This window comes from Haloarcula sp. H-hyl6 (assembly GCF_056934455.1).
This window is the reverse complement of record NZ_JBRIIK010000001.1, coordinates 528,260-554,028: the sequence shown is the minus strand read 5'-3', so window position 1 is coordinate 554,028 and position 25,769 is coordinate 528,260. Positions and strand designations below refer to the sequence as shown.

The following is a 25,769-nucleotide window of genomic DNA, read 5'->3' as shown; positions in this document are numbered from 1 at the left end:
AACAACTATCGGGGGCGCTCCCGTCGGACCGCCTGGATGGACAAACGCGGGCACGTACTGAACGCGGTTCTGCTGAGCATCGGTCTGGGGTACGTCCTCGACCCCTCGGGGGACGTCTCGACGTTCGCGACCATCGCGGAGGTGTTCCTCCCGGTGGTTCTGGGCGCGCTCTTTCCGGACGTCGACACGGCCTTCGGGAAACACCGGAAGACGCTCCACAACCTCCCGGTCCTGCTGATTTTCCTCGCCCACCCCGTCTACCACGGCGGCAACCTTCAGTGGGTGTGGCTCGGCGTGCTGACACACTACGTCCTCGACCACCTCGGGTCGCGTCGGGGCATCGCCCTGTTTTACCCTATCTCGGACACGGAGTACGGCTTCCCGTCGGGCGTCACCACGTCCAGCGACAAGGCCGAGATAGTGACGGTGGTCATCACCGCTTTCGAACTCGCGGCCATCGCCGTGTTGGTCCACGTCCTGCCGCAGTACCTCCCGGCGGAGGTGACGCAGATGCTCGCCGAAAACACGGCGCTCATCGCCTAGTACACCTTCACGTCGTCGAACTGGCCGTCGTAGGCGACGTGGTCGGGATGCGTCGGTGCCGTCCCCTGTAACATCACGCGGTCGAACTTCTCCCAACTGTTCTCGTAGCCCAGATGGGCGAACTCCAGTCCCCGTCGGACCACGTGACTCAGACCGTCGCGGTGGACGATACGCTTCGGTTCCTCGTCTCGGAGGGCGTCCGCCAGTTCGTTCGCGTCTCCGAGGTCGCGGTCGAACGCCGTCCACGCCTCGCCGATGGTCCCGTGGAGGTGGGCGTAGGACGACGCGAACGTCGACAGCCCCGTCTCGCGGGCGAACTGCCGGGCCCGTCGGTTGTGGTGTGGGAGGTGTTTCGAGTTGTACGCCTCGACGGCGTCGATGGCGCTCGCGTACGTCCGCAACTCGTCGATGCCGAGGCTCACGCTCAGGAATCCGGGGTGCGGGACGAGGACGGCGGCCTCCTGTCGCTGTAACTCGGCCATCGTCCCGTCGAGCGTGAGGAAGTCGGGCACCCGTTCGTCGAGGCCGACGGCGAGGACGTGCCGGCGGCGCTGCCACGTCCCGGTGAACAGTTCGCGTCCGGGATAGACCGTCAACTCGTCGTCGGAGTACTCCGCCGCCTTCGCGCGAATCTCCGGCAGGCGCGTGAAGTGGGGGGCGTACACCAACCCGTCGAGTCCCCGTGCTTTCGCTCGCTGGACGACCCGGTCGTCCAGAATCTTGACGTGTAAGTCGACGGCGAACCCCTCACTCGTCACGGCTTTCGCTATCGCTGTGTCACCATTAGAGGTTTCTATTCTCGACCGGGTGGCGAACGCTTTTGTTCGAGGACTGCCTGCCTCTCAGTAATGCCACGCTGGGAGTGTGCCATCGAGGGGGACGACAGCCAGTTCGACCGCGTCGAGGACCTCATCGTCCACCAATCTACCGAACACGACCGGGTCTCGTGTAAGGTGTGTGGAACCGTCGTCCCCGACGGCTACTTCGCCATCAAGCACGCCTTCGACGAACACTCGCGCGCCGAGTACGTCCGCGCCTACGACGCCTCCGCCGCGGAGGTCCGCCGCCGCGAGAACATCAAGGAGTCCGTCGAGGCCGCCGCCGACATGAACGAGGTCATCGACCGTCTCGAGGGCTGACGGTCAGTCCGTACCGCGTCGAGTGTTTCGCCCTGCCGCTTCGCTCTTCGCTGCTCTCGTGACCGACTGCAAGGAGTGACCGAGAGAACAGAGAACGCGCTAGCGTTCCTCGGAGTCCAAGACCCGAATCTGGTCCCCGCGCACGGTGACCGGAATCGGGACTGTCGCCTCGTACAGTTCGACCGTGACCTGGTCTTTCCCCTCGTCGATGCGCTGGACCTGCGCCTTCTCGCCCTTGAACGGGCCGGCGATGAGTTCGACGATGTCCCCCTCGGCGATACCCTCGACGTCGGGTTTCGGCGAGAGGAAGTGCTCGACCTCCGCGATGGAGGACTCTCCCTGCACCACGCCGTTGGCGTGGGGAATCTCGTCGAGGATGCGGTCGAACACCGCGGCGTCGTCCGCCTCGACCATCACGTAACTGGTCAGCGAGTCCGGGGCCAGCGCCGCGTGGATGTCCGGTTCCTCGCGGTTGATAATCATGTCCGCGACGGTGCGTTCCTGACTCGCCGTCGTCTTGACTGCGTAGATACCCATCTGTTTACACCGGCTTGCTGCCAGGGACGAAGGTCATCACGGCGAAGATGATGAAACCGATGAGGCCGACGAGCATGATGCCGGCGCCGGCAATCTTTGCGATTTGCGAGAACTCCTCCCAAGATGGCGTACTCGCCAGTTTGAGTACGCGAACGTAGGAGGTGAGGTCGTACGGGACGTCCATAGCGGGTCGTACCCACTGGTGGCTTTTCTATATTGTGGTAAGCGCTCGCCGCCGTGTGACACCGTAGCGGAGAGCACGCCGCCGGGCCGTCAGTCGACGTAGTCGATGTCGTCGCCCAGTTGCTGGGCGGCCCGCTCCTGTTCGGCCTCGCTCTGGCCGTAAATCTGGGGGGACTCGACGCCGGTGACGACTATCATCGTCTCCATCTTGCCCTCGAACTCGTTGTTGATGGACGCGCCCCAGATGATGCGGGCGTCGGGGTCGATGCGGTCGTAAATCTCCTCGACGACGCCCTCGGCCTCCTCGATGCTCATGTCGGGGCCGCCGACGACGTTGACCAGGGCGGAGTTCGCGCCGTCGAACTCCACGTCCAGCAGGGGCGAGCGAAGCGCAGAGCGGATGGAGTCTTGGGCCTTGTTCTCGGAGTCGGACTCGCCGAGGCCTATCATCGCGACGCCGCCGTTCTCCATGATGGTGCGAACGTCGGCGAAGTCCACGTTGACGAGGCCGGGTTTCGTGATGAGTTCGGTCATGCCCTTGACCGAGCGCATCAGGACGCGGTCACAGATTTTGAAGGCGTCCTGTAGCGGCATCGACGGCGCGTAGTCGAGGAGGCGGTCGTTCGGGACGACGATGACGGTGTCGGAGACGGCGCGCAGGCGTTCGAGGCCGGCGTCGGCGTTGGCGCGACGGCGCTCGCCTTCGGCGGTGAAGGGGATGGTGACGATAGAGATAGTGAGCGCGCCGGCCTCCTGTGCGGCCTGCGCGATGACAGGAGCAGAACCGGTGCCGGTACCGCCGCCGAGGCCGGCGGTGACGAACACCATGTCGGACCCGTCGATGGACTGTTGGATGTCCTCGATGTCCTCTTGGGCGGCCTCCTCGCCGATTTTCGGCACGGAGCCGGCACCGCGGCCGCCGGTACGCTTGCGGCCGATGAGAATCTTCGTGTCGGCCTTCACCTCGTCGGCGAGGTGCTGGGCGTCCGTGTTGGCGGCGACGAGTTTCGCGCCGTGGATGCCCTCCTCCATCATGCGGGTGACGGTGTTGCCCCCGGCCCCGCCACACCCGAAGACGGTAATCTTCGTCTCTAAGTCCTTGACGACGTCCGCCAGTTCCTCGTCGGTCATCGTCCCCGACGTCGACATGTCTTCTCTGTTGGGGGTCGTATCGCTCGCCGTCTCGCCGTTGGAGGACGCCTCTCGTTCCTCCTCGGCCTCGTCGATGGCGTCGTCTATAATCGAGTCCATATTTAAATCCCCGTTACAGACGAACACTCATTAGTTTTCCCCCTCTGTCTGACATCTGTCTGACTGGTTGGTCGCCGGAGTCGGGCGGTTTGCCGGCCGTTTGCTACAGCGTAAATCGACGTATACGTTCCCGTTGGAACCGTTCGGGCCCGATTTCCTTGCCGTTTACTTCCACTGACTCGCCGGCCGAGAGCTTCCCGAACTTGGGGCCTTCGGGGACGCCGGCGGTGCGCGCGAGGTCCGGGTCGAACCGTTCCTCCCGGGCGACGAGTTCCCCGTCGGTTCGCTCGACGCTGTCGTACCGTTGCCGGAGGACGTCGGCGAGGGCGGTCACGAACTCGTCACGCGACCGACCTGCGGGCAACACGACAGGTCCGGTGAGGACGGTGCCGTTCTGCTCGGTGCCGAAGGCGACGGCGGTCGCGTCGAGCCACGAGCGGACCGCGTCCTCGTCGATTCCGGTGGCCGTCGAGAGCAGGCCCTCCGGGAGTTCGACCACGCTCCACTCGCCGTCGTACCCGGCCGCCGCGTCGCCGAAGCGCAGACCGTCGGCGACGGGCGCCACGGCCTCCTCCAGCGTCTCGACCAGCGACAACGGCACGCCGCTGGTCGCTCGGACGAACGTCTCGTCGACGACGCGATAGCCCAGCGATTCGATGGTCTCGACGAGGGCCGGACGCTCCTCCTCCAAGAGGGCGTAGTCGGCCGCGCTGGCCTCGAACGCTCGGTCGAGGGTTGTGGCACGCTGGGACTCGTCGGCCGCCCACTCGTCTAGTGCGTCCAGCGACCAGTCGGCGGCGACGTGGCCGACCGACCAGTCAGTCTCGCGGAGTACCCGCCCGAAGCGAGGTGCGTAGTGGCCGCCGCCGAACCCGACGAGGTGGCGACGAGTGCCGTTCTCCGCGGGTGCGTCGGCCCCTACCCCGCGGATGTCGACGATGGCCCGAGCCACGGCGCGGGCGGCCGCGGGGTCCCGCCACTGGGGCTCGGCGCTCCCTACTTCGACGAACATCGACGGGACGCCCACGTCCGTCGGTCCGTGGTGGGTACACTCCATCCCCACGTCGTAGCCCTCGGGGGCGTGGTCGGTGAGGGCGTGGACGACGGCGCGGTGGGCGTTGGGACAGGCGCGAGCGAACTGCCCGGCCTCGCCGCCGAACTCGGCCGAACCGAAGTTCCCGGTGTGGTGGGCGGTGAGCAACTCGTCCGTCTCGCCGGCGTGCCGCGACGCGAACACGAGGCAGTCGGGGTCCTCGAAGGCGTCGGCGACGCCGTCGAGGTCCAGGTGGAGCGCGTCGAACTCGCGCAGTTCCGCGCCCTCGGTCCGGTAGACGGTGCCGCCGCCGTCCGCGTCCGGTCGCCCGTCGTCGTGCGACTCGCTCCACTCGGCCAGTTCGAGGAGGTGCTCCCCGACGTGAACGGACGCCTCGTCGGCTCGGGAGACGACGATGGCGAGCATCAGTCGGCCCGGTCCATGTGGACCGGTTCGTTCCCCATCGCTGTCCGGAAGGCGTCACCGGCCAACCCGAGGAGGCGTTTCAGCGCCTCCCAGCGCAGGGCGAACAGGACGACTCCAGCCACGAGATACAGCGCCGTGTAGCCGAGCAACAGGTCGTGGCTCGTAATCGGCAGGACGAGCAGGTTCTGGATGAGCGCGAACTCGACGAGCACCTGACTGATGAACAGCACGAACAACAGGAGCGCCTCGCGGACGGATATCTCGAAGTTGCAGAGGAGCGCCAGCGCGAAGAACGACTGGCCGGCCGTAATCCATATCTCCGCGCTCTGCCGGGCGTCGAACGGCAGGACGCCGTACCGACCCAGCGCGATGGAGTAGATGACGGCGATGGTGCCGATGAGCAGCGTCCACTGGTTCAGTTTCGAGGAGATGAGGGCGTTGAACCCGGCCGTCGACCGGGCCTTGTTGACGAGGACGGCGACGACGATGAGTTCCGGGGACTCGCTCGCCAGCGGTGCTATCCACTGAATCATGAAGAAGGACGGGACGCCTATCTGGAGCCCTATCTCCTCTAGCCCGTGGGCGAACGGTTCGACGGCGGTGAAAATCATCGCGCCGGAGTAGCCAAAGAGCGCGAGGACGGCGAGTGGCCGCCACGGTATCGACCACGACTGGAGGTACTCGGGGACGCCGACGGTGTGGTCGTGCGTCTCGACGTCGGACTTGAGGACGAGACCGATGTAGGCCACGTACAGTCCCACGAGGAACAGCGTGTCGAGCGCGCCGATGCCCCCGCCGAGGGGGACGGCGAACGCCCACGCCGTGGCGACCAGCAGGAACGTAATCTCCGTCGCGATGTCGGTGTCGAGTTGGACTACGTCGGCCATGAACCCCTCGCGCTCCTCGACGGCGGGGTCCTGCGTCGACGTGGACCGCAGGATGGTGAACGCCGCGATGCCGGCCCACCCGATGCCGATGAGGATTCGGTTCGCGCCGGTCATGTTGGCGATTGCGAGGTTGGCGTCGTGGCAGGCCTGCGCGAGCGGCGTCTCGCCGGCCTCGATGGCGGCCGCCGAGAGCTGTGCACACGCCTCCGTAGTCGCGCCGCCGGAACCGGCCTGCCACGCGAACAGCGCGTCGACGGCGTACTCCGGCGCGACGGCCAGCACCGCGAGCACGGCGATGGCGAACGCTCGCGGCACGTCCTTCTCTGCCGTCTCGGCACCCCACGCGAGCAGGAACGACGCGCCGAGGACGGCCAGCCCACTCACCGCCACGGTCGCGAGGGTACTCAGTCCGACGCCGAGGAGGGCAGCACCGACCCAGCTAGCGGTCAGCAACACCGCGAGGGCGACCTGCACCAGAGGATGACGTAGACGACTCACTAGCAGAGGACAGCATTGGTCCGCGTGAAAAGCTTGCGAAAGCCGAGACGGCCACCCCCGATAGCCACGAGTCGGGAGCGTGGCGTTCATATCCGACGCGTGCGCTGGCGGGTGTATGGACGTCTACGGTCTCATCGGGAACCCGGTCGGGCACTCGCTGTCGCCGCCGATGCACGAGGCGGGGTACGAGGCGCTCGGACTGGACGCGAAGTACGTCACGTTCGAACCCCCGGCCGACGAGGGTGCCGCGGCCGTCGAAGCGGCCGACACGCTCGGTGTCGACGGACTGAACGTCACGATTCCGTTCAAGCAGGACGTGCTCGACGCCGTCGACGCTGACCCCCTGGCCGAGCGCATCGGCGCGGTGAACACCGTCGACTTCGGCGGCGGGACGCCGCGGGGGTACAACACCGACGCCGTCGGCGCGGTCCGTGCGCTCTCGCACCACGGCGTCGAGCTATCGGGCACCGCCGTCGTGGTCGGTGCGGGCGGGGCTGGACGCGCCGTCGCTTTCGGACTCGCCGACGAGGGGATGTCGGTTCGCATCGCCAATCGGACGGCCTCGAAGGCCCACGCGCTGGCTGACGAGGTGCCGAACGCGACGGGTCACGACCTCGGCGACTTCGAGGCGTTGCTGGCCGACGCCGACGTCCTCGTCAACTGCACGAGCGTCGGGATGGACGAGGACGAGACGCCGGTGCCGAAAGCCGCGCTCCACGCCGACCTCGCGGTCCTCGACGCTGTGTACTCGCCCGTCGAGACGCGCCTGTTGCGCGACGCCGTCGGCGTCGGAGCGACCACCGTCGACGGCGCGTGGATGCTCCTGTATCAGGGGGTCGAGGCGTTCGAGCGGTGGACCGACGAGGACGCCCCCGTAGACGCGATGAACGAGGCGCTACGGGCCCGTCTGTGACCGATTCCGTACCAGCAAGAGATTAGTGTGGGGGGCCAGTAAGTCCGGACATGGGTCTCCTTCAGAAATTGAAATCTGCTCTCGGACTCGACGGGGCCGAGTCGTCCACGACCGGGTCGACCGGCGACGTGGACGTCACCGTCGAGCGCGAGCCATCTACTGAGGACGAAGACGCGGTCAAAGGGACCGACACGTCGACGAGCGACGCCGCTGCCGACGCAGAGGCGGAGACCGAACCGGAGTCGGGGGGAGACGCCGACGCCCCCGAGACGCCGCCCCGGCCGGACACCGGAGAGGCGACCGTCGACGCGACGGTCCCGGAAGCCGAACCCGAGGTGGCCGAGGGCAGCGACGACCCGGTCACCGAAATCAAGGGCATCGGCCCGGCGTACGCGAAGCGCCTCTCCGGTCTCGGCATCGAGACGGTCGGGGAGCTCGCGTCGGCCGACGCCGCCGACATCGCCGCCCAGACGGACCTCTCCGAGAGTCGCGTCGACGGGTGGATAGAGCGGGCCGAGGACTACTGACTGCCCGAACCGCAAGCGAATTACTCCCGCGCCTGTTCTCTCTCGGTAATGCCTACGGTCGAAACGGACCGCGACGCCTTCGAGCGGACCGCAGCGGACGCGCCGCCGACCGCTCGGGTGCCCGTCGCGGTCAGGGTCACCGTCGACGACCCGTTCGCGGCCTACCGGCGAGCGCGCGACTCTGTCGGCGGCGTCTATCTGGCGACCACCGGCGGCCAGTCCGGGTGGGGGTACTTCGCCACGTCCCCCCCCGACTTCACCGAAGTCGCTCCCGACGACGGCGACACACTCGGGACGCTCGCCCGACTACTGGACGGGGAGACGCTGGTCCGCGGGGACTGCGACGTCCCGTACCCATGCGGGGCAATCGGCTGGCTCTCCTACGACGTGGCCCGAGAACTGGAGACGCTCCCCGAGAGCGCCGACGCGGACCGGGCGCTCCCGCGGATGCAGGCGGCGACCTACGACCGCGTCGCGGCGTGGGAGGAACCCCGGGAAGACGGCCCGGTCGAACTCACCGTGACGGCGTGTCCGCGCCTCGACGACCACGACGACGCCCGGCAGGCCTACGAGTTCGGCAAGCAACACGCCCTCGAACTCGCCCGCGAGGCCGTCGAGGGCGACCCGGCCGTCGGTGACCCGCCGGTCGAGACGGACGCCGCGCAGTTCGGGAGCGACTGCACCCGCGAGGGATTCGCGGAGCGAGTCCGGACGGTCAAACAGTACATCCGCGACGGCGACACCTTTCAGGCGAACGTCTCCCAGCGACTGACGGCGCCGGCGGCGGTCCACCCCGTCGAGGCGTTCGACGCGCTTCGAGCGGTCAACCCCGCACCCTACTCGGCGCTCGTAGAGTTCCCGGGCGTGGACCTCGTCAGCGCCAGCCCCGAACTCCTCCTGCATCGGGACGGCGACCACCTCGTCACCGAACCAATCGCCGGCACGCGGCCGCGCGGCGAGACGCCCGCGGAAGACGACCTGCTCGAAGCGGACCTGCTGGACGACGAGAAAGAGCGGGCCGAACACGCTATGCTCGTCGACCTCGAACGAAACGACCTCGGGAAGGTCAGTCGCTTCGGGAGCGTCGAGGTGACCGACTACCGCCGCGTGGACCGCTACTCCGAGGTGATGCATCTGGTCTCGGAAGTGACCGGTGAGATGCGCGACCGAGCGTCGCTCGAAGACGCTATCGCGGCCGTGTTCCCGGGCGGGACCATCACCGGCGCACCGAAACCCCGGACGATGGAGATAATCGACGAAGTCGAGCGAACCCGACGCGGCCCGTATACCGGCTCTATCGGTATCTTCGGCTTCGACGGCCGGGCGACGCTGAACATCGTCATCCGGACGCTGGTGCGGTACGCAGAGGCGTACCACCTCCGGGTCGGCGCGGGCATCGTCCACGACTCGGACCCGGACAGCGAGTACGACGAGACGCTCGACAAGGGCCGGGCGCTCGTCACCGCCGTCGACGAGGCGCTGGGTCGGCGGGCGGACCTCTCCGTGGAGGGGTCGGAGTGAGCGACCGGACCGGGCGCGGTCGACGCGGCCGCGGCCAACCACCCAGCGAATCGCTCGCGCCCACCGTCCTCGTCGTGGACAACTACGACTCGTTCGCGTACAACCTCGTCCAGTACGTCGGCGAGGTGGTACTCCGGTTGGGCGGCGACGAGGACGACGTCCTCGTCCGGCGCAACGACGCCGTCACCGTCGACGAGATTCACGACCTCGACCCGGACGGCATCGTCGTCTCGCCCGGCCCGGGGACCCCCGACGACGCGGGCGTCTCCGTACCGACGTTCGCCGAACTCCGGTATCCGACGCTCGGCGTCTGTCTGGGCCATCAGGCGCTGTGTGCGGCTAACGGGTCGCCGGTCGGCCACGCCGAGGGCGTCGTCCACGGCAAGTCGTCGCTGGTGACACACGACGGCGAGGGCGTCTTCGAGGGCGTGCCCGACCCGGTGAAGGTCGGCCGCTACCACTCACTCGCGGTGCGCCGAGACGCCCTGCCCGACGTACTGGCGGAGACGGCCTACACCGAAGACGAGGCGGACGTCGTCATGGGCGTGCGACACCGCGAGTACCCCCACGTCGGCGTCCAGTTCCACCCCGAAAGCATCCTGACCGACCACGGGAAGCGGATGGTCGAGAACTTCTGTCAACTATGCGTTACCACGTAGACGGCGAGGTCGTTCCGGCCGAAGAGGCCACGGTATCGGTACTCGACCGCGGGTTCATGTACGGCGACGCGGCGTTCGAGACGCTGCGGGCCTACGGCGGCGACCCGTTCGCGTGGGACGCCCACCGCGAGCGACTCCAGCACACCGCCGAGACGCTGGGGTTCGACGACGCCGTCCCCGACGACCTGCGCGACCGAGTCGACGAGACGCTGGCCGCGAACGACCTCACCGAGGCGTACGTCAAGGTCTCCGTCTCTCGCGGCGTCCAACCCGGGAAACTCACCCCGGACCCCGAGGTGGACCCGACGGTGGTCGTCGTCGTGAAAGAACTCCCGCGGGGCGGCCGCGACGGTGAGCGAGTGTGGGACGGGCCGGCCGACGTGCAGACGGTCCGGACCCGGCGGATTCCCAGTGAGTCGGTGCCGGCCGACGTGAAGACGCACAACTACCTCAACGGCATCCTCGGGAAACTGGAACTTCGGCGGGCCGCCGTCGACGACGACGCCGCCGACGAGTGCCTGATGCGGACCGTCGACGGACACGTCGCCGAGGGCGCGACGAGCAACCTCTTCTTCGTGACGGAGAACGGCCTGCGGACCCCCAGCGAGGACCTCGACCTCCTGCCGGGCGTGACCCGCGACGTGGTGATGGAACTGGCCCGCGAGGAGGAGTTCCCGGTGGAGACGGGCCACTACTCGCTCGACACCGTCCGGAACGCCGACGAGGCGTTCCTCACGAACTCGACGTGGGAGATTCGCCCGATAGCGACGGTCGACGGCATCGACGTCGGTGCCGGGCCGATGACGAAACTGCTCCAGCGGCTCTACGACGAACGCGTCGAGGCCGACCACTACTGACCCCGGCCGTCGGCGCACTCGTCGGCCGAACCGACGGGCGGTCCGTCGCCGTCTCACGACGCGGCCGTCAGTTTTCGACCGAGGCATTGAAACGGGCGACTCACGTACCCTGACTCAGCATGGACGAGGACAGTCGGATTGCGGCGGTCGGCGACGTTCCGGAGGACGGGAGCTTTCTGTTCACCGTCCGGGACGGGTTCGACACGGAGGAGGCCATCCTCGTGCGCCTCGCCGACGGCGTCGTCGCCTTCGAGAACTACTGCCCCCACTGGCGGGACATCCGTCTGGACAAGGGCAGCGGGGCGACGATGCGGGAGGACGAACTGGTGTGTGAGAAACACGGCGCGACGTTCGAGTCCGACACCGGGACCTGTACGTTCGGCCCCTGCGAGGGTGCCGTGCTGGAGGAGATTGCCGTCACTATCGAGGACGGTGCGGTGTACCTGACCGACGACCGGTACGAGTTCGAACGGCAGGGCCCCTCCGGGGACCACGACCGCTCCTCTCGCGGGCGCATCGGCTTCTCCGGCCAGTGAGGCCCGGGCCTCGTCTGGTCGACGCCGCCCCGCTCACCCGATTCGGTAGGCCGGTTCGGCGACGCTCTCGGCCTTACACTCCGGACAGCGACTCGGCCTGTTCGTCAGGTCGTCGAAGTCCGTGAACCCACAGCGCTCGCACTCCGGCGGCGCGACGAGCAACTGCTCGTCCGTTGAGTCCAGCGACTTCGCGATGTGTTCGACGTGTGTGAGTGCGGTACTGGTCCGTATCTCGAAGGTGTTCGCAATCGTCCCCGCGGCCATCGGTTCATCGCGCAAACGGTCGGCGATGCGCTGGCGCGTCGTGCGACTTGCCTCGCGCATACCCTCTCTTCGCGGGCGGCGACAATAGGTTTTGTTCCGCCGTCGGCGATACAGCCGACGATATTTATTAGCTTCCCAACATAACGTGGGGTATGGCCGACACGGCCTCGGTCGAGATGGACGCCGACGAGCGTGACGCCTTCCTCGGCCTCGGGGGGACTGGCGTCCTCGCGTTCGGGGCGTCCGGCAACACCTCGCCACACGCGATACCGGTCTCCTACGGGTACGACCCGGCCGAGACGACGTTCTACTTCCGCTTGGCGCGGGGCGGGGACAGCAAGAAGGGCAGACTTGCCGGCAGAGCCGTCACGTTCGTCACGTACCGCGGCGGCGACGGGGCGTTCAAGAGCGTGGTCGTCACCGGCCGACTGGAACCGGTCCGTATCGAGGACGTGGCCGACCGGTCGCTGGAGGGCCTCCAGAACGTCGAGATTCCGACCGTCGACGTGTTCGACCGCCCGCCCTCGGAGGTGTCGTTCGAACTCCGGCGACTCGTGCCCGAGGAACTGACGACCCGACGGACGCGCGAGTGATGCGCTCGCTCCGAGCGTGACCCCTCGCGCGGACCGGGAGAATCGGGGGAACGGCGGCTCAGCCGAAGTTCTCGACCTTGGCGTCGTCCGTGCCGACGCCGGCGGCGTCGAGTGCGGCCATCGCGTCGTCGAGGAAGTCGGCGAACCCGTAGATGAACACCTGTCCGCCGTCGGCCACCGCGTCCGCGACGGCGTCGGTCAGGTCCGCGCCGTCGTCGAGGACGTGGACGACGGCGCCGTCCTCGTGAAGCGCGTCCAAGCGGTCCTCGTGAATCGGGTCGTCGTCCTGATAGACGACGGCGGCGTCGTTCCCCTCCGACAGCGCGCGCTCGGCGATGCCGACGGCGGGACCGATGCCCGGCCCGCCCGCGAGCAAGACAGCCCGTTCCTCACCCTCGTAGTAGTCCGACCCGAAGGGTCCGGCGATGCGGACCGAATCGCCCGCCTCGAGGTCGGCCAGCAGTGGCGCGACGGCACCGTCGGGGTCGATGCCGACGGTAATCTCGAACGCACCCTCCACGTCGGGTGAGGAGATGGTGTAGAAGCGCGACTCGTCCTCGCCGTCGACGGAGAGCGTGAGTTTGACGAACTGACCCGGTTGCGCGTCGAACTCCGGCGGCGTCTCGATGTCGATGGCGATGGCGTCGGGACCGACGGACCGGACCGACGTGACGTTGAGTGAACGTTCGTCCATATCCCGCACGAAGTCGGGGCCGGACAAGGGGATTTCGGTTGATTATGCCGGCAATTACGATACATTGTTTCAAAAACGAGTATCCACGCGCGCGGGCGCACACAGAAGCCTTTTCACGCCCGGTTTGCTACCCTTGCGGTAGTATGCCAGACGACCTCAATTGGGCCATCGGCGGGGAGGCCGGCGATGGAATCGACTCGACCGGGAAGATTTTCGCACAGGCACTCTCCCGGGCCGGTCGACACGTCTTCACCTCCAAGGACTTCGCCTCACGGATTCGTGGGGGGTACACCGCGTACAAGGTGCGGACCTCCGTGGACCGCGTGGAGAGCGTCGTGGACCGTCTCGACATCCTCATCGCGCTGACCGAGCGCACCATCCACGAGAACGAGGACGAACTCCACGACGACTCGGTCATCATCTACGACGGCGAGCGCACCACCATGCAGGACGTCGAAGTGCCCGGCGACGCCACGGCGCTCGAAGTCCCGCTCAAGCGTCTCGCTGAAGAGGCTGGCGGGGCCATCATGCTCAACGTCGTCGCGCTGGGTGCGGCCTGCGAAGTGACGAACTTCCCCATCGAGAACTTAGACGAGAGCCTCCAGAAGCGCTTCGGCGACAAGGGCGAGGCAATCGTCGAGAACAACAAGCAGGCCGCTCGGATGGGACAGGAGTACGTTCAAGAGGAGTTCGACTACGAGTTCGGCTACGACTTAGAGACGACCGACGAGGACTACGTCCTCCTGAACGGGGACGAGGCCATCGGGATGGGCGCCATCGCCGCTGGCTGTCGGTTCTACGCCGGCTACCCCATCACCCCCGCGACGGACGTGATGGAGTACCTCACCGGCCGCATCGACCAGTTCGGCGGGAAGGTCGTCCAGGCCGAAGACGAACTGTCGGCCATCAACATGGCGCTGGGTGCGGCGCGCGCCGGCGCGCGGTCGATGACCGCCACCTCCGGGCCGGGCATCGACCTGATGACCGAGACGTTCGGCCTCGTCGCGACCAGCGAGACGCCGCTGGTCATCTGTGACGTGATGCGCTCCGGTCCCTCGACGGGGATGCCAACCAAACAGGAACAGGGCGACCTCAACATGACGCTGTACGGCGGGCACGGCGAGATTCCGCGCTTCGTCGTCGCGCCGACGAACATCTCCGAGTGCTTCTGGAAGACCGTCGAGGCGTTCAACCTCGCCGAGAAGTACCAGACACCGGTGTTCCTCGTCTCGGACCTCGCGATGGCGGTCACCGAACAGACGTTCTCTCCCGAGACCTTCGACATGGACGAAGTCGAGGTCGACCGCGGCAAGGTCGTCGACGAGAACGACATCGACGCGTGGCTGGACGAGAAAGGGCGGTTCCAGGCGCACTTCCCGGCGGCCGACGGCATCTCGCCCCGGGCCTTCCCCGGCACCACCGACGGCGCGCACATGACCACGGGCCTCGAACACGACGAACTCGGCCGACGGACCGAGGACACCGAGGTCCGCGTCGAACAGGTGGACAAGCGCGAACGGAAGGTCGAGACCGCCCGTGAGGAGGAGGACTTCGACTACCGCGAGTACGGCGACCCCGACGCCGACACGCTGGTCATCTCGTGGGGGTCGAACGAGGGCGCGATGCGCGAGGGACTGGAGTTCCTCGAAGCGGAGGGCTACGACATCCGCTTCATCTCGGTGCCGTACATCTTCCCGCGACCGGACCTCACCGAGGAGGTGCAGGCGGCCGACGACGTCATCGTCGTCGAGTGTAACGCCACCGGTCAGTTCGCCGACGTCATAGAACACGACGTCCTCGAACGGGTCGACCGCATCAACAAGTACACCGGCGTCCGGTTCAAGGCCGACGAACTGGCGGAGGAGATAAAGCAAACGCTCGCTGGCGACGCGGGCACGACAACGGAGGTTCAGGCAGAATGAGCTCAGACGTTCGATTCACAGACTTCAAGTCCGACAAGCAACCGACGTGGTGTCCCGGGTGCGGCGACTTCGGGACGATGAACGGGATGATGAAGGCGCTGGCCGAGACGGGCAACGACCCGGACAACACGTTCGTGGTCGCCGGCATCGGCTGTTCCGGGAAGATCGGGACGTACATGCACAGCTACGCGCTGCACGGCGTCCACGGCCGGGCCCTGCCGGTGGGCATCGGCGTGAAGATGGCCAACCCGGACCTCGAAGTGATGGTCGCCGGCGGCGACGGCGACGGCTACTCCATCGGGGCGGGCCACTTCATCCACGCCGTCCGCCGGAACGTGGACATGAGCTACGTCGTGATGGACAACCGCATCTACGGGCTGACGAAGGGACAGGCCTCGCCCACCTCGCGCGAGGACTTCGAGACGGCCACCTCGCCGGACGGCCCGAACCAGTCGCCGGTCAACCCGAAGGCGCTCGCGCTGGCGGCCGGCGCGACGTTCATCGCCCAGTCCTTCAGTTCGAACTCCCAGCGGCACGCCGAAATCGTCCAGCAGGCCATCGAACACGACGGCTTCGGCTTCGTCAACGTCTACTCGCCGTGTGTCACGTTCAACGACGTCGACACGTACGACTACTTCCGGGACACCATCGTGGACCTCGACGAGACGGACCACGACGCGGGCAACCGCGACCAGGCCAAGGACAAGATTCTGGAAAGCGACAAGGAGTACATGGGCGTCCTGTATCAGGACGAAGACTCCGTCCCCTTCGAGAAGCGTGAGGGCGTCGAGGGCTCGATGGCCGAGATTCCCGACGGCGCTCCCGAGGGCGCGATGGACCTCGTCCGCGAGTTCTACTAGGACCCACTTGTTACTGCAGGGGGTTCCCGCGGCCGGAGGCCCGAGGACCTCTCCTGTTGCAAAAACAGGGAGAAAGCCGCCGGAATCTCGGTCTTCGACCACGATTCGGGAGAACCGCTCGCTCCGCTCGCGGATACTCGTCTCGTGATTGGCCACGATTCGGCACTACCACCCCCTCACACACCCAACAGCGTTGGGTTTGTACCCATACATCCCTGTCCCGTACTCGGAGTATGCACGTCTTCTGGCACCAGCGGGACCTGCGAGTCCCGGACAACCGGGGATTGGCCGCCGCCGCGAGCGAGGACACCGTGCTCCCCGTCTACGTCGTCGACCCCGACGTGTCGAACACGGTCGGGAAGCGCCAGCGAGCGTTCTTCATGGACGGTGTGCGGGCGCTGAAGCGGGCCTACCGAGAGCGGGGGAGTGACTTGCTGGTTCGGTCCGGTTCGGCCGTCGACGTTCTCTCCGAGGTGGTCGCAGAGTACGACGCCGACCGGGTGTTCTACAACGAGCACTACCGCCCGGTGTGTCGGAACCGTCAGCGCCGCGTCGACGACGCCGTCCCCACGACGTCGCTGACGGACCTCGTGCTGGTGGACCCCGCCGCCCTCGACGACCGCTACGAGAACCACAGCCGGTTCTACGACGACTGGCAGGCCCACCACAAACGCCCGCCGGCGGACGCGCCCGACGCCGAAGCGCTGGCCGACTTCTCGGACTCCAAGACGGCACCCGCTATCGACGTCGCCGTCGACCTCCCGACGCCGGGCTACGAGGGCGCACGCGAGCGGTGGGACCGGTTCCTCGCCGACGGCATCGAGACGTACAGCGACACGCGCGACGACATGCGGGCCGCCGTCGAGCACCCCGTCGGCGCCGTCTCACGGATGTCGCCGTATCTCGCCGCCGGGATGATAGGCGTCCGTGAACTGTGGCGCGATGCGAGCGAGCGTCACGCCGCGGTCGGACCCGACCAGAAGCGACAGGTCCAGAAGTACCGCTACGAACTCTCGTGGCGCGAGCAGAGCTACCACCTGCTGTACTACACCCCGACGCTGCTGACGGAGAACTACAAGTCGTTCCCCAACCCTATCGAGTGGGAGAACGACCTCGGGCACTTCGAGGCGTGGCAACGCGGCGAGACGGGGTATCCGTTCGTCGACGCCGGGATGCGCCAGCTAAACGAGGAGGGGTACGTCCACAACCGCCCGCGGCAGAACGTCGCCTCCTTCCTCACGAAGCACCTGCTGGTCGACTGGCGGAAAGGGGTTCGGTACTTCACGAAGCAACTGGTCGACCACGACCCGGCCTCGAACGCCGCCGGGTGGCAGTGGACGGCCTCGACGGGGACCGACTCCGTCGACGTGCGCATCTTCGACCCCGTCGCCCAGATGCACAAGTACGACAGCGGTGCCGACTACGTCACCGAGTACGTCCCCGAACTCCGCGGGGTGCCGGCGTCGAAAATTGTCGACTGGCCGACCCTATCGGACGCCGAGCGCGACCAACTGGCCCCGGACTACTCACATCCAATCGTCGACCGGAACGCGGCGTACGAACGGGCACAGCGGGTCTTCGAGCGAGCACTCGGCAAGCGGTAGCGCCGCCGTCCGACACTCAGTGGTGGCCCGGCAACACGCTCGGGTCGCCCGACCGGTAGATGTACTCCACGGCGATGCCCGTCAGCGGCGAATCGGCGGCGGTCGCGTACTCCTTCGCGCGGTCCAGATACTGTTCTGTGACGTCGACCACTCGGTTGTAGGCCGCCCGGTCGTCCGGCGCGAGGACGTACTCGGCGGTGACGGGCGTCAACTGGCCCTCTGCTCGGTCGTCGGCGTAGTCGTCCACGTCGTCGAGCCACACCTGCGCCCCGATGATGGCGAGCACGATTGCCTTCGCGAAGTCGTCGTCGACGTCCAGTCCCGCGAGTCGGTAGAGGTCGAGCATCCCGTCGTAGATGACGCCGACGCGTGCGTACTGGGTCTTGCTGTACGGGAGGTCCTTCTCGGCGCCGGTGAGCGTCGCCGGGTCCTCGTCGTAGTCGGCGAACTTGTACTCCTCGCGGATGGCCTCGCGTGCGCTCTCGTCGCCGTCTTCGGCGGCTTCCAGCAGTTCTCGGAAGTGCTCGTCGCGTTCCTGATGGGCCTCGGAGTAGTCGACGGCCCACTGGTAGGCGTCCGCGACGACGGGCGGCATCTCCTCCAAGAGGCCGTCGAGGTGGGACTGGAGCGCTGTCTGCGCCGTCTCGGCGACCCGGCGGGCGTCGACGTCGACGTCCGTCTCGAAGTCCTCGAACTCGTCGTCGTTGATGGCGTCGCGCATGTCGCCGTCTATCAGGGCCTCGATAGAGAGGCGGGTCATCTGCTCGGCCCGGACGACCATCTCGCGGGGCGAGAGGTCGGGCGTGTCGCCGCTCAGGGCCCCGCTCTCGACCGGCGGGACGCCGGTCGCTATCTCCTCGGTGACCGGGTCCTCGTCGGCCTGTCGGCGGGCCTCGCGGTAGACGTACCCCAGCGTCAACTGCGCGGGGAGGATGAGTTTGGTGTCGTAGCTGAACGACACCGGACGGCCGAACTCGTTTTCGAGGGCCGCCTCGACGCGGTCGTACACGTCGGCCATCATCCGCTCGGTCCGGTCGTCGATTTCGGATTTGAGTGCGAGGCTCGCGTAGTCGAACACGCCCGAGTCGGCGTAGTAGCCCAGCACCGACCTGACGGCGGTCGGTAGTCTCGGCCTATCGGCGAGCACGGAAGCCCCTGTCTTGAGAACCATGTATCGTCTCCCCGCGTCTGGCAACTGGTGTGACGGGTGGCTCCTTTACCCTTTCGAGAGACGCCGCCGTGGTCGACGGCAGTGAATAAAGCAAGACTGATTACGCACACGAGTAACCCACAATCATGCGCGACCGCTTTGACGTGGTGATAGCCGGGGCCGGGCCCGCGGGTGGGCAGTGTGCCCGCGACCTGGCCGAGCGGAACTACGACGTGCTGGTACTGGAAACCGAGGAAGAATCGGAGTTCCCACGTCAGAGCAACAAATCAACGGCCGGAACCTTCCCCTCCGCGATGACCTCCTTCGCCATCCCGGACGAGGTGGTCATGCAGTACACGGAGGATGTGGTGCTCGAATCCCCGAACGACCACTACGTCCGCACCCAGACCGGTGCCGTCTTGGAGTTCGCTGACTTCAAGCGGTTCCTCGTCCGCGACAGTCGGGAGAAGGGCGCGACCTACCGCTTCGACTCGCGAGTCTCCGCGCCGATAATGGAGGACGGCGACGTCGTCGGGGTCCGATACGACGGGGATAGGGAGGTGTATGCCGACATAATCATCGACGCCACCGGCCCCGCCGCGCCGCTGGCGAAGAAACTCGGCGTCTGTGACCTCCAACGCGACCATCAGGCCATCGGCATCGAGTACGAGTTCGAGGGCGTCGACCTGAACCACGACGACTACGCCGACCTGAACGACGCGATGATGCTCCGACTGGACCACGACCTCGCCCCCGGCGGCTACTCGTGGATTTTCCACACCGGCGAGGACACCGCCAAGGTCGGCCTCTGCTACATCCAGAACGCCTCCCACCACGAGTACGCCAAGGACGGGATGGGCATCGACGACTACCTGGAGTACTGGCTCGACACGGACCCGCGATTCGAGGACGCCGAGAAAATCGAGGGGACGCAGGCCCACCGCGGGTCGGCCCACATCCAGCCCCCCAAGTCCCTCAGCACGGACAACTTCATGGCCATCGGCGACACCGTCCCGACCATCGACCCCCTCTGGGGCGAGGGTATCCACAAGGGCATGAAGTCGGCACGGGCCGCCGCCGCCACCGTTGACGCGGCGCTGACCCCCGACACGCCGGACACCTCCGCGGAGTCGCTCTCCGTCTACGACCAACTCTGGCACGGGCAGGTCGCCCCCAAGCACCGCGCCCGTCTGATGATGACTGAACTGCTGTACCTCGCGCCGAACGAGCGGTACGACCAGTTGATGGCGGACCTCCGCAAGACGGACGCGGACACGCTCACGCAGATAAACAACGGCGACCGGCGAGCCATCACGAAACTCGCTCACCTCTCGGACGTGCCGCTGTTGGCGAAGTACGCCCGCCAGCGACTGTCGAACTGACGCCGGCGTCGCCGCGGTGGGGCAGTGCGGCAAGTTTTTGGCCGGGCGCTCGAACCCTCGGACAATGAGCGACAGCGCGCTTGGCGTCGTCGGCGACGACGCGGTGGCCGACAGACTCCGCGAGTCGGGCGTCTCCGTCGTGACCGGGACGGCCGACTCGCCACCGGCCACCGAGCGAGTCGTCGCGGTCGGACGGGGGGCGGTCAGAGGGGTCGGTACCAGCGACCGGGACTCGCTGGTCCTCCCCGTCGCGGCGGGCCGCGGCGTCCGGTCCGTCTCCCGCGACGCCGTGCCGGCGGCAGTCCGAGCACTCGACGACGCAACCGTCGAGCGTCACCCGGTCCTCGCCGTCTCACTGGCCGGTGACGACGCGGGAACGGCGGTCTGGGACGTGAGCGTCGTGACGGCCGACGCCGCTCGTATCTCGGAGTACGCCGTCGGGACGCCGACGGACGCCGTCGGACGGTTCCGCGCCGACGGTGTCGCCGTAGCGACACCCGCCGGGTCACCGGGGTACGCCCGTCGCGTGGGCGGCCCGATACTCGGTCCGGAGGCCGCCGTGGGCGTCGCGGCACCTATCGCGCCGTTCGCGACGAACCCCGACCACTGGGTGCTCCCGCTGGACCGTCTCACCGTCTCCGTCGAACGAGACGAAGCGACCGTCGCGCTCTACGTCGACGGCGTCCACGAGGGCACCGTCTCCTGTGGTGACACGGTCACGCTCTCGCGGGTCGGCACGATGCGGGCGGCAGTCGTCGCAGAGAGTCGGTCTCGGTTCGCCTGAGACCGCAGAGATTGGAAAGACACTAATGGCCCTCGGACAGAGGGTTGCGTATGCAGCCATCCGTAACCCTCTTCGGGCCATTGGACACCATTATGGGGAGTACCGCTCCCGGGGACGTCCTCGTCGTCGAGTACGTCATCCTCGCACTGGTGGTTGCCAACTTCGGAACGCGCCTGCTGGCACACCGACGGCACACCTCCCAGTACGAGGACGGCGGGGCCGAGGCCATCACTCGGCACCCGGTCCACCTCGCGAGCAACGTCCTACTGGTCGTCACGTCCTTCTACTACCTGACGCTCGCTCAGCACGGCGGGATGGTCATGTCGGTACTCGTCCTCGGTGCGGTCATCACCGACTTCTTCGAGTTCGAGTCCCGAAAGGTCGAAGCGCGCCGTGACCTCCGCCTCGAGCGACCCAAGGGCGCACTGGTCGCCGTCTTCGTCGTTCTCCTCTACGCCAGTTACCAGAGCCTGTTCTGGGTCATCAAGGGCCCTTGGTCCGCGGTCGTCTAAGCGGACACCCTTCTTCCGTATCTCTCCTCGCGCGTCAGCGTTCGCTCTGCCGCCTCGTTCTGGATTGATTCAGTCGACGTCCGCCAGAACTCGCTCGTCACTCGGCGGACGACGTCCGACTTCGCCGGGGGTCGAAGATGCTATCCGCTGCGGGGCGTGGATGAGAAGCAGAAAGCGCCGTCGTCAGGCCGACCGCTCGTCCAGATAGTCGCGGAGCTCTTCGAAGAGGGGGATGAGGACCCAGAAGGTGAGACAGCCGATGATAGCGAACCAGAAGAACACGTCCATCATCGCGATCGCCATGCTGTCGAACACCGTTCGGGACTCCGCCGCCGGCAGTTCGCCGATTAGCTGTGCGCCCTCGAAACTCGGCGTCCGGTACCAGCCCGCGATGGTCATCCAGCCGAGTCCGCCGACCATCAGCGCGCCGAACCCTTTGATGAACTCGTCAGCCATTATCGGACAGTTCGTCAGCGTCGTCTTTAGACTTTCCCATCTCCGCGGTGCGAAAGCGCGTCGAGAAGGCGTACACGACGGTGCCCAAGAGGATGAGTCCGATGCCACCGATGGCCACCGGGACGTCTATCTCCGAGGCGGGAGCGGAGGCCCGGTCTGTCGCGACGTCGACGAGGATGAACCCGCCGACGACGCTGAACACGGCGATGAGCGTCGAGAACACCGTGACGGTCTTGTAGACGCGAAGCGGGACGACGACGTCCCGTGAGGCGTCGCCGCTCTGGACGCCCGTGAGGGGCGGGTCGTCGTCGACGCCCGATTGGTCCTCGGTCATCACTCTCGCTACGGGCGGGAGCTACTTTACTGCGGCGAGACGGGCCGCCGGACGCGACGATAGCGCCCGCTCAGCGGGTGGTCGTCGGGAGAACGGAACGGGAACGAGGGACTTCGTCAGACGGGAGAAAACAGCGTCGTTACTTCGGCGGTCGGAGCCGGTAGTACCGGCGGTTCAGGTCGAACATGTAGCCCTCGCGCATCGTCTTCAGCACGGCGTAGGTGATGGTGCCGGCGACGACGGGGACGAGGAACGTCAGGTCGAACAGCAGGTGGGAGTCCATCGGGACGAGGTTCTTGATGGACAGCGCGGCGATGGTCAGGCTGAAGATGACGCCGGCCATCCCGACGGCCGCCCAGAAGGGCTGTTCGACGGGACGGCGCGCCGACCCCTTGTTGAGGAAGGGGACGATAGCGACGAAGCCGACGACCACGACGTTCGCCAACACGCCGTAGGTACGGTCGGCCATCAGCTTCGACCCGCCGAGAATCGACAGGCTGGGGTTGAGCGGGCCGAGTTTGAGCAGACCGAACGACCAGTAGAGGTACCAGTCCGGCAGGATGATGGCCGGGGTCACGGCGGAGTTCGCCGGGTTCGGCATCTCCGGCGGGAGCGCCGCCGAGAGGAACAGAATCATCCCGACGAAGAAGCTCGTCAGCGCGAGGTTCCGAATCATCTCGTGGGGCCACGCCGGGAACGCGAGCACGTCCCGCTCGACGTAGTCGGACTGCTGACGCAGGTCCTGGTCCTCACGGCGGGCACGCTCGAAGTACTCGTAGGTGAGCCGCGAGAGGCCCTGCGACCGCTGTTTCCGCTCGGACCACGTCGGCGTCTCGTCGTCCGGTGCGACGATGCCACCGCCCGAGCCGTCTGTGCGAACTTCGTCGTCGTTGGTGTCGTTGTCGCTCATGGTATCAGTGTGGTTCCGCGATGCCCTGCATCCAGACGATGCCGATGTGGACGGCGATGAGCGCCGTCGTGATGAACGGCAGGAAGAACACGTGCAGGATGTACATCCGCTGCAGTGTCGCCTGCGAGAGCGTGAACCCGCCGAACATCAACTGTGCGACCCACTCGCCGATGAGCGGGATGGACAGCGACATCTCGACGCCGATCTGGCCGGCCCAGAAGGATAGCTGGCTCCACGGGAGCAGGTAGCCCGTGTACCCGAACACCAGCGTCAGCGAGATGAGGATGATGCCGATGAGCCAGTTGAGTTCGCGGGGCTCCTTGTACGCGCCCGTGAAGTAGACGCGCAGCATGTGGAGGAACACCGCCGCGACCATCACCTGTGCGGCCCAGCGGTGGACCGAGCGCAGGAAGTAGCCGAGGTTCAACTGCCCCATGATGAGCATCACCGAGTCGTACGCGACGGTCGGCGACCCGTCGGCGGCCGCCGCCGCGGGCGCGTAGTAGAACCCGAGCAACGCCCCGGAGATGGCGGCCACGACGTACGCGATGGTCGAGAACGACCCGAGCGCGTACAGTGGGTACCAGTACCAGAACTTGTTGTCGAGGTTGTACTGTTCCGTGTGGCTCTTCGGCATCTGCATGTTGACCTTGTAGTAGAGGTCTTCGAGTATCTCGAGGTAGTCGACGACGCGCAGACGCTTATCGAGCCAGATGAGCGCGGTCAGGTATATCGATTCGAGTGGCGACAGCTCGCGCGATTCCATCCAGCCTTTGTGGTCGTGTTCGTCTTTGCGTTCGAGACTCATGGGTTACCCCTCCTGTGGCGGGCGTGGAAGCGCCACGAACTGCTTTTCCACCGGGCTGAACGGGTTGTACACCGACTGGTGGCACTGGCAGTAGATTCTGTTCTCGGCGCCGAAGTTGGCGCTCCCGGCCTGCGTCTTGAACCCGGGGACACAACAGAAGTGGGTACACTTGTTGAGCCACGCGATGAACCCTTGGTCCGTCGCCGCTTTGACGAAGTTCAGGACGCTGTTGGGGAGTTCTTCGTACTTGCCCTCGCCGTTGGCCATCTTCTCGATTTCGACGGACCGGAGAATCTGGACGGGGACGCCGCCGCCCTCGTCACCGGAGCGCCAGTTGGCGCTCGCGGGTTTCCCGAGACCGGCCCGCCCGATGCCGTTCCCCCACTCCTTGTAGTCCTCGAACATGTCGACCGTGAGGGGAGCGCCCTGCTCGATTTCGCCCTGCCAGGCGAACGAACCGGGACTGTTGAGGAACGTGTTGTTGCGCTCTGCTTGCGGGTAGATACCCTGTGAACTCTGGATGCCGCAGTACTGGAACCACGCGGAGGAGTAGTCGATGCCGCTGCCGCCGAAGTCCTGTGCGATGGCGACGCCGGCCTCCGAGTCGTACTCGGGCCAGAGGCCGGATATCTCGCCGCCGTTTATCTCGATAGGGATGATGGGCATCCCGCGCGGGGCCGGGCCGTCGGTGTTCTCCACACCGACGAACGTCGTCGTCCCGCCGCCTTCGCCGGCGGCGTCTGTCGTCGCGTCGACGGCCGCGGCCCCTCCGACACCGACGCTGGAGAGGGCTGCGCTGCCGACGACGCCCTTCACGAAGCGACGTCGACCCGTCTCGGCTGGATACTTGTCTTCGTCTAGTGGCATAGTTACTTTTTGTAGTAGGGGTAGACTGCGCGTTTGACTGTCTCGACGAGTTGGTCGCCGTCGGCGAACGTCTCGCCGTCGACGTCTTCCTGCCGGACGTAGAGGTCCTCCCACTTCCGGCGGCGCTTCTTCACTATCATCACGTCGGGGAGGAACTCCTTGCGGTAGAGGAGCATGATGAACGCGAGGTCGAGGAAGATGACGGTCAGCACGCCGCCGAGGAACATGTTGGCCTCGATGAGGCGCACCGTCAGCGACGTCCCGATGCCCGACGCCCATCCGGTGAGCATCCCGTAGGTGAACAGGCCGACGAGCGCCACCTGGATGACCGTCAGGAGGACGATGCCGACTGCGGCCGCGGTGCTCTCTCGTGGCGGTTCGTACCGGTGGATGTCGCCGTAGGTAGAGCCTTCCGACGCCATCAGTTGTTCCCTCCGCTAGTGTGTGGCGACTCGCCGTACTTCAGTTGGAAGAAGGTGAATATGAGCGGGATGATGACCGCCAACCCGGCGCCGAAGCCGACGTAGTGTGGCTGAATCGGCACGCCGGCCTCGTGGGGGTTGACCTCCTTCGGGCCGCCGCCACCGATGGTCTGCGTGGGGTAGTCGGTGCCGACGACGATAGCGCCCTTCATCTGTAGCCCCTCGTGGGGCGCACAGTAGTACGGGAAGACGCCGTCGTTCTCGAAGGTGTGCTCGTAGTTGACCCCGGAGGAGGCAGTGGGACTGCCGGAGTCAAGCGGGCCGTCGCCGTCGGACTTGACGTTGTGACCGCCGCCTTCGCCCGTCCACTCGAACTTCACCGTCGCCCCGTTGTCGACGTGGATTGCCGGCGGACCGAAGCCGTAGGCCCCGCCGTTCGCGTTGACACCGACCTCGACGGTGGCCGAGTCTTTTCCTGTCGCGTCGACAGTGCTACTGGGGCCGGAGAAGTTCCCGACCTGATCGAGGTAGCCGCCGTAGTCCGGGGCTGTCTGGCCGCCGCCACCGCCGCCCTCCTCTTGGGCAGCGGCTGTGCCGGCGGCGCCGAGGGTCGCCGCAGCGCCTGCGGCACCCCCTGCAGTCCGGACGAACTCCCGCCTGTTCATGTACGTCCCGAAGTCAGGACTGTGTTTGTATA

General features: G+C 66.7%; 31 protein-coding genes. 15 read left to right on the top strand and 16 right to left on the bottom strand.

Going from position 1 to position 25,769, the window contains the following annotated elements:
* Positions 1-36 precede the first annotated feature (36 nt).
* Positions 37-543, top strand: coding sequence for a metal-dependent hydrolase (locus Hhyl6_RS02850; RefSeq protein ID WP_483737711.1), 507 nt, complete (start codon positions 37-39; stop codon positions 541-543).
* Here Hhyl6_RS02850 and Hhyl6_RS02845 read toward each other — a convergent pair.
* Positions 540-1,301, bottom strand: coding sequence for a PHP-associated domain-containing protein (locus tag Hhyl6_RS02845; protein ID WP_483737710.1), 762 nt, complete (start codon positions 1,299-1,301; stop codon positions 540-542). The two genes, Hhyl6_RS02850 and Hhyl6_RS02845, sit on opposite strands and share 4 nt — an antisense overlap.
* 90 nt (positions 1,302-1,391) lie before the next feature.
* Between Hhyl6_RS02845 and Hhyl6_RS02840 the strand changes: the two genes are divergently transcribed.
* Positions 1,392-1,682, top strand: a complete 291-nt coding sequence (locus Hhyl6_RS02840) for a DUF7565 family protein (RefSeq protein ID WP_483737709.1) — start codon at positions 1,392-1,394, stop codon at positions 1,680-1,682.
* 99 nt (positions 1,683-1,781) lie between these two features.
* On the opposite strand, the gene Hhyl6_RS02835 is transcribed toward Hhyl6_RS02840, so the two are convergent.
* From Hhyl6_RS02835 to Hhyl6_RS02815, 5 genes are all read right to left on the bottom strand, one after another.
* Entirely contained in the window at positions 1,782-2,219 is a 438-nt protein-coding gene (locus tag Hhyl6_RS02835; RefSeq protein WP_276276843.1) for a transcription elongation factor Spt5, read from the bottom strand.
* Between the two features lie 4 nt (positions 2,220-2,223).
* Positions 2,224-2,403, bottom strand: a complete 180-nt coding sequence (locus tag Hhyl6_RS02830) for a protein translocase SEC61 complex subunit gamma (protein WP_483737708.1) — start codon at positions 2,401-2,403, stop codon at positions 2,224-2,226.
* Between the two features lie 89 nt (positions 2,404-2,492).
* Positions 2,493-3,653: a cell division protein FtsZ gene (gene ftsZ / locus Hhyl6_RS02825; RefSeq protein WP_483737707.1), complete on the bottom strand. Its 1,161-nt coding sequence runs from the start codon at positions 3,651-3,653 to the stop codon at positions 2,493-2,495.
* 103 nt (positions 3,654-3,756) lie between these two features.
* Positions 3,757-5,112, bottom strand: coding sequence for a D-aminoacyl-tRNA deacylase (locus Hhyl6_RS02820; protein ID WP_483737706.1), 1,356 nt, complete (start codon positions 5,110-5,112; stop codon positions 3,757-3,759).
* Positions 5,112-6,473 (bottom strand): sodium:calcium antiporter, encoded by a 1,362-nt coding sequence (locus tag Hhyl6_RS02815; protein ID WP_483739661.1) that lies wholly within the window; start codon positions 6,471-6,473, stop codon positions 5,112-5,114. The genes Hhyl6_RS02820 and Hhyl6_RS02815 overlap by 1 nt, the downstream gene beginning before the upstream one ends.
* Positions 6,474-6,612: 139 nt before the next feature.
* Between Hhyl6_RS02815 and Hhyl6_RS02810 the strand changes: the two genes are divergently transcribed.
* The 6 genes from Hhyl6_RS02810 (at position 6,613) to Hhyl6_RS02785 (ending at position 11,510) form a co-directional block, all read left to right on the top strand.
* Positions 6,613-7,410, top strand: a complete 798-nt coding sequence (locus tag Hhyl6_RS02810) for a shikimate dehydrogenase (protein ID WP_483737705.1) — start codon at positions 6,613-6,615, stop codon at positions 7,408-7,410.
* Positions 7,411-7,460: 50 nt separating this feature from the next.
* Positions 7,461-7,937 (top strand): helix-hairpin-helix domain-containing protein, encoded by a 477-nt coding sequence (locus Hhyl6_RS02805; protein WP_483737704.1) that lies wholly within the window; start codon positions 7,461-7,463, stop codon positions 7,935-7,937.
* A gap of 48 nt (positions 7,938-7,985) precedes the next feature.
* A complete protein-coding gene (gene pabB / locus Hhyl6_RS02800) occupies positions 7,986-9,458 on the top strand; it encodes an aminodeoxychorismate synthase, component I (protein WP_483737703.1) in 1,473 nt (490 codons plus the stop codon).
* Positions 9,455-10,117, top strand: a complete 663-nt coding sequence (locus tag Hhyl6_RS02795) for an anthranilate synthase component II (protein WP_483737702.1) — start codon at positions 9,455-9,457, stop codon at positions 10,115-10,117. The genes pabB and Hhyl6_RS02795 overlap by 4 nt, the downstream gene beginning before the upstream one ends.
* Complete coding sequence (locus tag Hhyl6_RS02790) at positions 10,102-10,974, top strand: aminotransferase class IV (RefSeq protein ID WP_483737701.1); 873 nt, start codon at positions 10,102-10,104, stop codon at positions 10,972-10,974. The genes Hhyl6_RS02795 and Hhyl6_RS02790 overlap by 16 nt, the downstream gene beginning before the upstream one ends.
* A gap of 119 nt (positions 10,975-11,093) precedes the next feature.
* The gene (locus Hhyl6_RS02785; RefSeq protein WP_483737700.1) at positions 11,094-11,510 is read left to right on the top strand and encodes a Rieske (2Fe-2S) protein; all 417 of its coding nucleotides are present in this window, start codon (positions 11,094-11,096) and stop codon (positions 11,508-11,510) included.
* A 33-nt stretch (positions 11,511-11,543) separates the two neighbouring features.
* Here the strand turns inward: Hhyl6_RS02785 and Hhyl6_RS02780 are convergent, their stop codons facing one another.
* Positions 11,544-11,834, bottom strand: coding sequence for a transcriptional regulator (locus Hhyl6_RS02780; RefSeq protein ID WP_483737699.1), 291 nt, complete (start codon positions 11,832-11,834; stop codon positions 11,544-11,546).
* Between the two features lie 92 nt (positions 11,835-11,926).
* Here Hhyl6_RS02780 and Hhyl6_RS02775 point away from each other — a divergent pair, with 92 nt between their 5' ends.
* On the top strand, positions 11,927-12,367 hold the full coding sequence (locus Hhyl6_RS02775; RefSeq protein ID WP_483737698.1) for a pyridoxamine 5'-phosphate oxidase family protein: 441 nt from the start codon (positions 11,927-11,929) through the stop codon (positions 12,365-12,367).
* A gap of 58 nt (positions 12,368-12,425) precedes the next feature.
* Here Hhyl6_RS02775 and Hhyl6_RS02770 read toward each other — a convergent pair whose 3' ends face one another.
* The gene (locus Hhyl6_RS02770) at positions 12,426-13,061 is read right to left on the bottom strand and encodes an FAD-dependent oxidoreductase (RefSeq protein WP_483737697.1); all 636 of its coding nucleotides are present in this window, start codon (positions 13,059-13,061) and stop codon (positions 12,426-12,428) included.
* Between the two features lie 143 nt (positions 13,062-13,204).
* On the opposite strand from Hhyl6_RS02770, the gene Hhyl6_RS02765 reads away from it, so the two are divergent.
* From Hhyl6_RS02765 to Hhyl6_RS02755, 3 genes are all read left to right on the top strand, one after another.
* Positions 13,205-14,983 (top strand): 2-oxoacid:acceptor oxidoreductase subunit alpha, encoded by a 1,779-nt coding sequence (locus Hhyl6_RS02765; RefSeq protein WP_483737696.1) that lies wholly within the window; start codon positions 13,205-13,207, stop codon positions 14,981-14,983.
* A complete protein-coding gene (locus Hhyl6_RS02760; RefSeq protein ID WP_483737695.1) occupies positions 14,980-15,843 on the top strand; it encodes a 2-oxoacid:ferredoxin oxidoreductase subunit beta in 864 nt (287 codons plus the stop codon). The genes Hhyl6_RS02765 and Hhyl6_RS02760 overlap by 4 nt, the downstream gene beginning before the upstream one ends.
* 233 nt (positions 15,844-16,076) lie before the next feature.
* Positions 16,077-17,447, top strand: coding sequence for a cryptochrome/photolyase family protein (locus tag Hhyl6_RS02755; protein WP_483737694.1), 1,371 nt, complete (start codon positions 16,077-16,079; stop codon positions 17,445-17,447).
* Between the two features lie 16 nt (positions 17,448-17,463).
* Here Hhyl6_RS02755 and Hhyl6_RS02750 read toward each other — a convergent pair whose 3' ends face one another.
* Positions 17,464-18,618, bottom strand: a complete 1,155-nt coding sequence (locus Hhyl6_RS02750) for a hypothetical protein (protein WP_483737693.1) — start codon at positions 18,616-18,618, stop codon at positions 17,464-17,466.
* A gap of 125 nt (positions 18,619-18,743) precedes the next feature.
* Between Hhyl6_RS02750 and Hhyl6_RS02745 the strand changes: the two genes are divergently transcribed.
* The 3 genes from Hhyl6_RS02745 to Hhyl6_RS02735 all read left to right on the top strand — a co-directional run bounded on the left by Hhyl6_RS02745 (position 18,744) and on the right by Hhyl6_RS02735 (position 21,275).
* Complete coding sequence (locus tag Hhyl6_RS02745) at positions 18,744-19,979, top strand: digeranylgeranylglycerophospholipid reductase (protein ID WP_483737692.1); 1,236 nt, start codon at positions 18,744-18,746, stop codon at positions 19,977-19,979.
* Positions 19,980-20,043: 64 nt separating this feature from the next.
* A complete protein-coding gene (locus tag Hhyl6_RS02740) occupies positions 20,044-20,763 on the top strand; it encodes an NAD(+)/NADH kinase (protein ID WP_483737691.1) in 720 nt (239 codons plus the stop codon).
* 50 nt (positions 20,764-20,813) lie between these two features.
* On the top strand, positions 20,814-21,275 hold the full coding sequence (locus Hhyl6_RS02735; RefSeq protein WP_483737690.1) for a DUF7313 family protein: 462 nt from the start codon (positions 20,814-20,816) through the stop codon (positions 21,273-21,275).
* A gap of 183 nt (positions 21,276-21,458) precedes the next feature.
* Here the strand turns inward: Hhyl6_RS02735 and Hhyl6_RS02730 are convergent, their stop codons facing one another.
* From Hhyl6_RS02730 to Hhyl6_RS02700, 7 genes are all read right to left on the bottom strand, one after another.
* Positions 21,459-21,731, bottom strand: coding sequence for a DUF7314 family protein (locus tag Hhyl6_RS02730; RefSeq protein ID WP_483737689.1), 273 nt, complete (start codon positions 21,729-21,731; stop codon positions 21,459-21,461).
* Entirely contained in the window at positions 21,724-22,065 is a 342-nt protein-coding gene (locus Hhyl6_RS02725; protein WP_483737688.1) for a DUF7315 family membrane protein, read from the bottom strand. The genes Hhyl6_RS02730 and Hhyl6_RS02725 overlap by 8 nt, the downstream gene beginning before the upstream one ends.
* A gap of 139 nt (positions 22,066-22,204) precedes the next feature.
* Complete coding sequence (locus Hhyl6_RS02720) at positions 22,205-22,975, bottom strand: cytochrome b family protein (RefSeq protein WP_483737687.1); 771 nt, start codon at positions 22,973-22,975, stop codon at positions 22,205-22,207.
* Between the two features lie 4 nt (positions 22,976-22,979).
* Entirely contained in the window at positions 22,980-23,783 is an 804-nt protein-coding gene (locus Hhyl6_RS02715) for a cytochrome b (RefSeq protein WP_483737686.1), read from the bottom strand.
* A gap of 3 nt (positions 23,784-23,786) precedes the next feature.
* A complete protein-coding gene (locus Hhyl6_RS02710) occupies positions 23,787-24,650 on the bottom strand; it encodes a ubiquinol-cytochrome c reductase iron-sulfur subunit (RefSeq protein WP_483737685.1) in 864 nt (287 codons plus the stop codon).
* A gap of 2 nt (positions 24,651-24,652) precedes the next feature.
* On the bottom strand, positions 24,653-25,072 hold the full coding sequence (locus tag Hhyl6_RS02705; RefSeq protein WP_483737684.1) for a DUF7318 family protein: 420 nt from the start codon (positions 25,070-25,072) through the stop codon (positions 24,653-24,655).
* The gene (locus Hhyl6_RS02700; RefSeq protein WP_483737683.1) at positions 25,072-25,737 is read right to left on the bottom strand and encodes a halocyanin domain-containing protein; all 666 of its coding nucleotides are present in this window, start codon (positions 25,735-25,737) and stop codon (positions 25,072-25,074) included. Before Hhyl6_RS02700 ends, Hhyl6_RS02705 begins: the two co-directional genes overlap by 1 nt.
* Positions 25,738-25,769 lie beyond the last annotated feature (32 nt).

Excerpts from the sequence above, each read along its gene's own strand:
- Hhyl6_RS02705 (WP_483737684.1), bottom strand. The coding sequence starts at position 25,072 with ATGGCGTCGGAAGGCTCTACCTACGGCGACATCCACCGGTACGAACCG.
- Hhyl6_RS02785 (WP_483737700.1), top strand. The coding sequence starts at position 11,094 with ATGGACGAGGACAGTCGGATTGCGGCGGTCGGCGACGTTCCGGAGGAC.
- Hhyl6_RS02750 (WP_483737693.1), bottom strand. The coding sequence starts at position 18,618 with ATGGTTCTCAAGACAGGGGCTTCCGTGCTCGCCGATAGGCCGAGACTA.
- Hhyl6_RS02840 (WP_483737709.1), top strand. The coding sequence starts at position 1,392 with ATGCCACGCTGGGAGTGTGCCATCGAGGGGGACGACAGCCAGTTCGAC.
- Hhyl6_RS02720 (WP_483737687.1), bottom strand. The coding sequence starts at position 22,975 with ATGAGCGACAACGACACCAACGACGACGAAGTTCGCACAGACGGCTCG.
- ftsZ (WP_483737707.1), bottom strand. The coding sequence starts at position 3,653 with ATGGACTCGATTATAGACGACGCCATCGACGAGGCCGAGGAGGAACGA.
- Hhyl6_RS02820 (WP_483737706.1), bottom strand. The coding sequence starts at position 5,112 with ATGCTCGCCATCGTCGTCTCCCGAGCCGACGAGGCGTCCGTTCACGTC.
- Hhyl6_RS02725 (WP_483737688.1), bottom strand. The coding sequence starts at position 22,065 with ATGACCGAGGACCAATCGGGCGTCGACGACGACCCGCCCCTCACGGGC.
- Hhyl6_RS02775 (WP_483737698.1), top strand. The coding sequence starts at position 11,927 with ATGGCCGACACGGCCTCGGTCGAGATGGACGCCGACGAGCGTGACGCC.
- Hhyl6_RS02755 (WP_483737694.1), top strand. The coding sequence starts at position 16,077 with ATGCACGTCTTCTGGCACCAGCGGGACCTGCGAGTCCCGGACAACCGG.
- Hhyl6_RS02740 (WP_483737691.1), top strand. The coding sequence starts at position 20,044 with ATGAGCGACAGCGCGCTTGGCGTCGTCGGCGACGACGCGGTGGCCGAC.
- Hhyl6_RS02810 (WP_483737705.1), top strand. The coding sequence starts at position 6,613 with ATGGACGTCTACGGTCTCATCGGGAACCCGGTCGGGCACTCGCTGTCG.
- Hhyl6_RS02835 (WP_276276843.1), bottom strand. The coding sequence starts at position 2,219 with ATGGGTATCTACGCAGTCAAGACGACGGCGAGTCAGGAACGCACCGTC.
- Hhyl6_RS02765 (WP_483737696.1), top strand. The coding sequence starts at position 13,205 with ATGCCAGACGACCTCAATTGGGCCATCGGCGGGGAGGCCGGCGATGGA.
- Hhyl6_RS02850 (WP_483737711.1), top strand. The coding sequence starts at position 37 with ATGGACAAACGCGGGCACGTACTGAACGCGGTTCTGCTGAGCATCGGT.
- Hhyl6_RS02710 (WP_483737685.1), bottom strand. The coding sequence starts at position 24,650 with ATGCCACTAGACGAAGACAAGTATCCAGCCGAGACGGGTCGACGTCGC.
- Hhyl6_RS02790 (WP_483737701.1), top strand. The coding sequence starts at position 10,102 with ATGCGTTACCACGTAGACGGCGAGGTCGTTCCGGCCGAAGAGGCCACG.
- Hhyl6_RS02780 (WP_483737699.1), bottom strand. The coding sequence starts at position 11,834 with ATGCGCGAGGCAAGTCGCACGACGCGCCAGCGCATCGCCGACCGTTTG.
- Hhyl6_RS02730 (WP_483737689.1), bottom strand. The coding sequence starts at position 21,731 with ATGGCTGACGAGTTCATCAAAGGGTTCGGCGCGCTGATGGTCGGCGGA.
- Hhyl6_RS02700 (WP_483737683.1), bottom strand. The coding sequence starts at position 25,737 with ATGAACAGGCGGGAGTTCGTCCGGACTGCAGGGGGTGCCGCAGGCGCT.
- Hhyl6_RS02830 (WP_483737708.1), bottom strand. The coding sequence starts at position 2,403 with ATGGACGTCCCGTACGACCTCACCTCCTACGTTCGCGTACTCAAACTG.
- Hhyl6_RS02715 (WP_483737686.1), bottom strand. The coding sequence starts at position 23,783 with ATGAGTCTCGAACGCAAAGACGAACACGACCACAAAGGCTGGATGGAA.
- Hhyl6_RS02735 (WP_483737690.1), top strand. The coding sequence starts at position 20,814 with ATGCAGCCATCCGTAACCCTCTTCGGGCCATTGGACACCATTATGGGG.
- Hhyl6_RS02760 (WP_483737695.1), top strand. The coding sequence starts at position 14,980 with ATGAGCTCAGACGTTCGATTCACAGACTTCAAGTCCGACAAGCAACCG.
- Hhyl6_RS02745 (WP_483737692.1), top strand. The coding sequence starts at position 18,744 with ATGCGCGACCGCTTTGACGTGGTGATAGCCGGGGCCGGGCCCGCGGGT.
- pabB (WP_483737703.1), top strand. The coding sequence starts at position 7,986 with ATGCCTACGGTCGAAACGGACCGCGACGCCTTCGAGCGGACCGCAGCG.
- Hhyl6_RS02770 (WP_483737697.1), bottom strand. The coding sequence starts at position 13,061 with ATGGACGAACGTTCACTCAACGTCACGTCGGTCCGGTCCGTCGGTCCC.
- Hhyl6_RS02805 (WP_483737704.1), top strand. The coding sequence starts at position 7,461 with ATGGGTCTCCTTCAGAAATTGAAATCTGCTCTCGGACTCGACGGGGCC.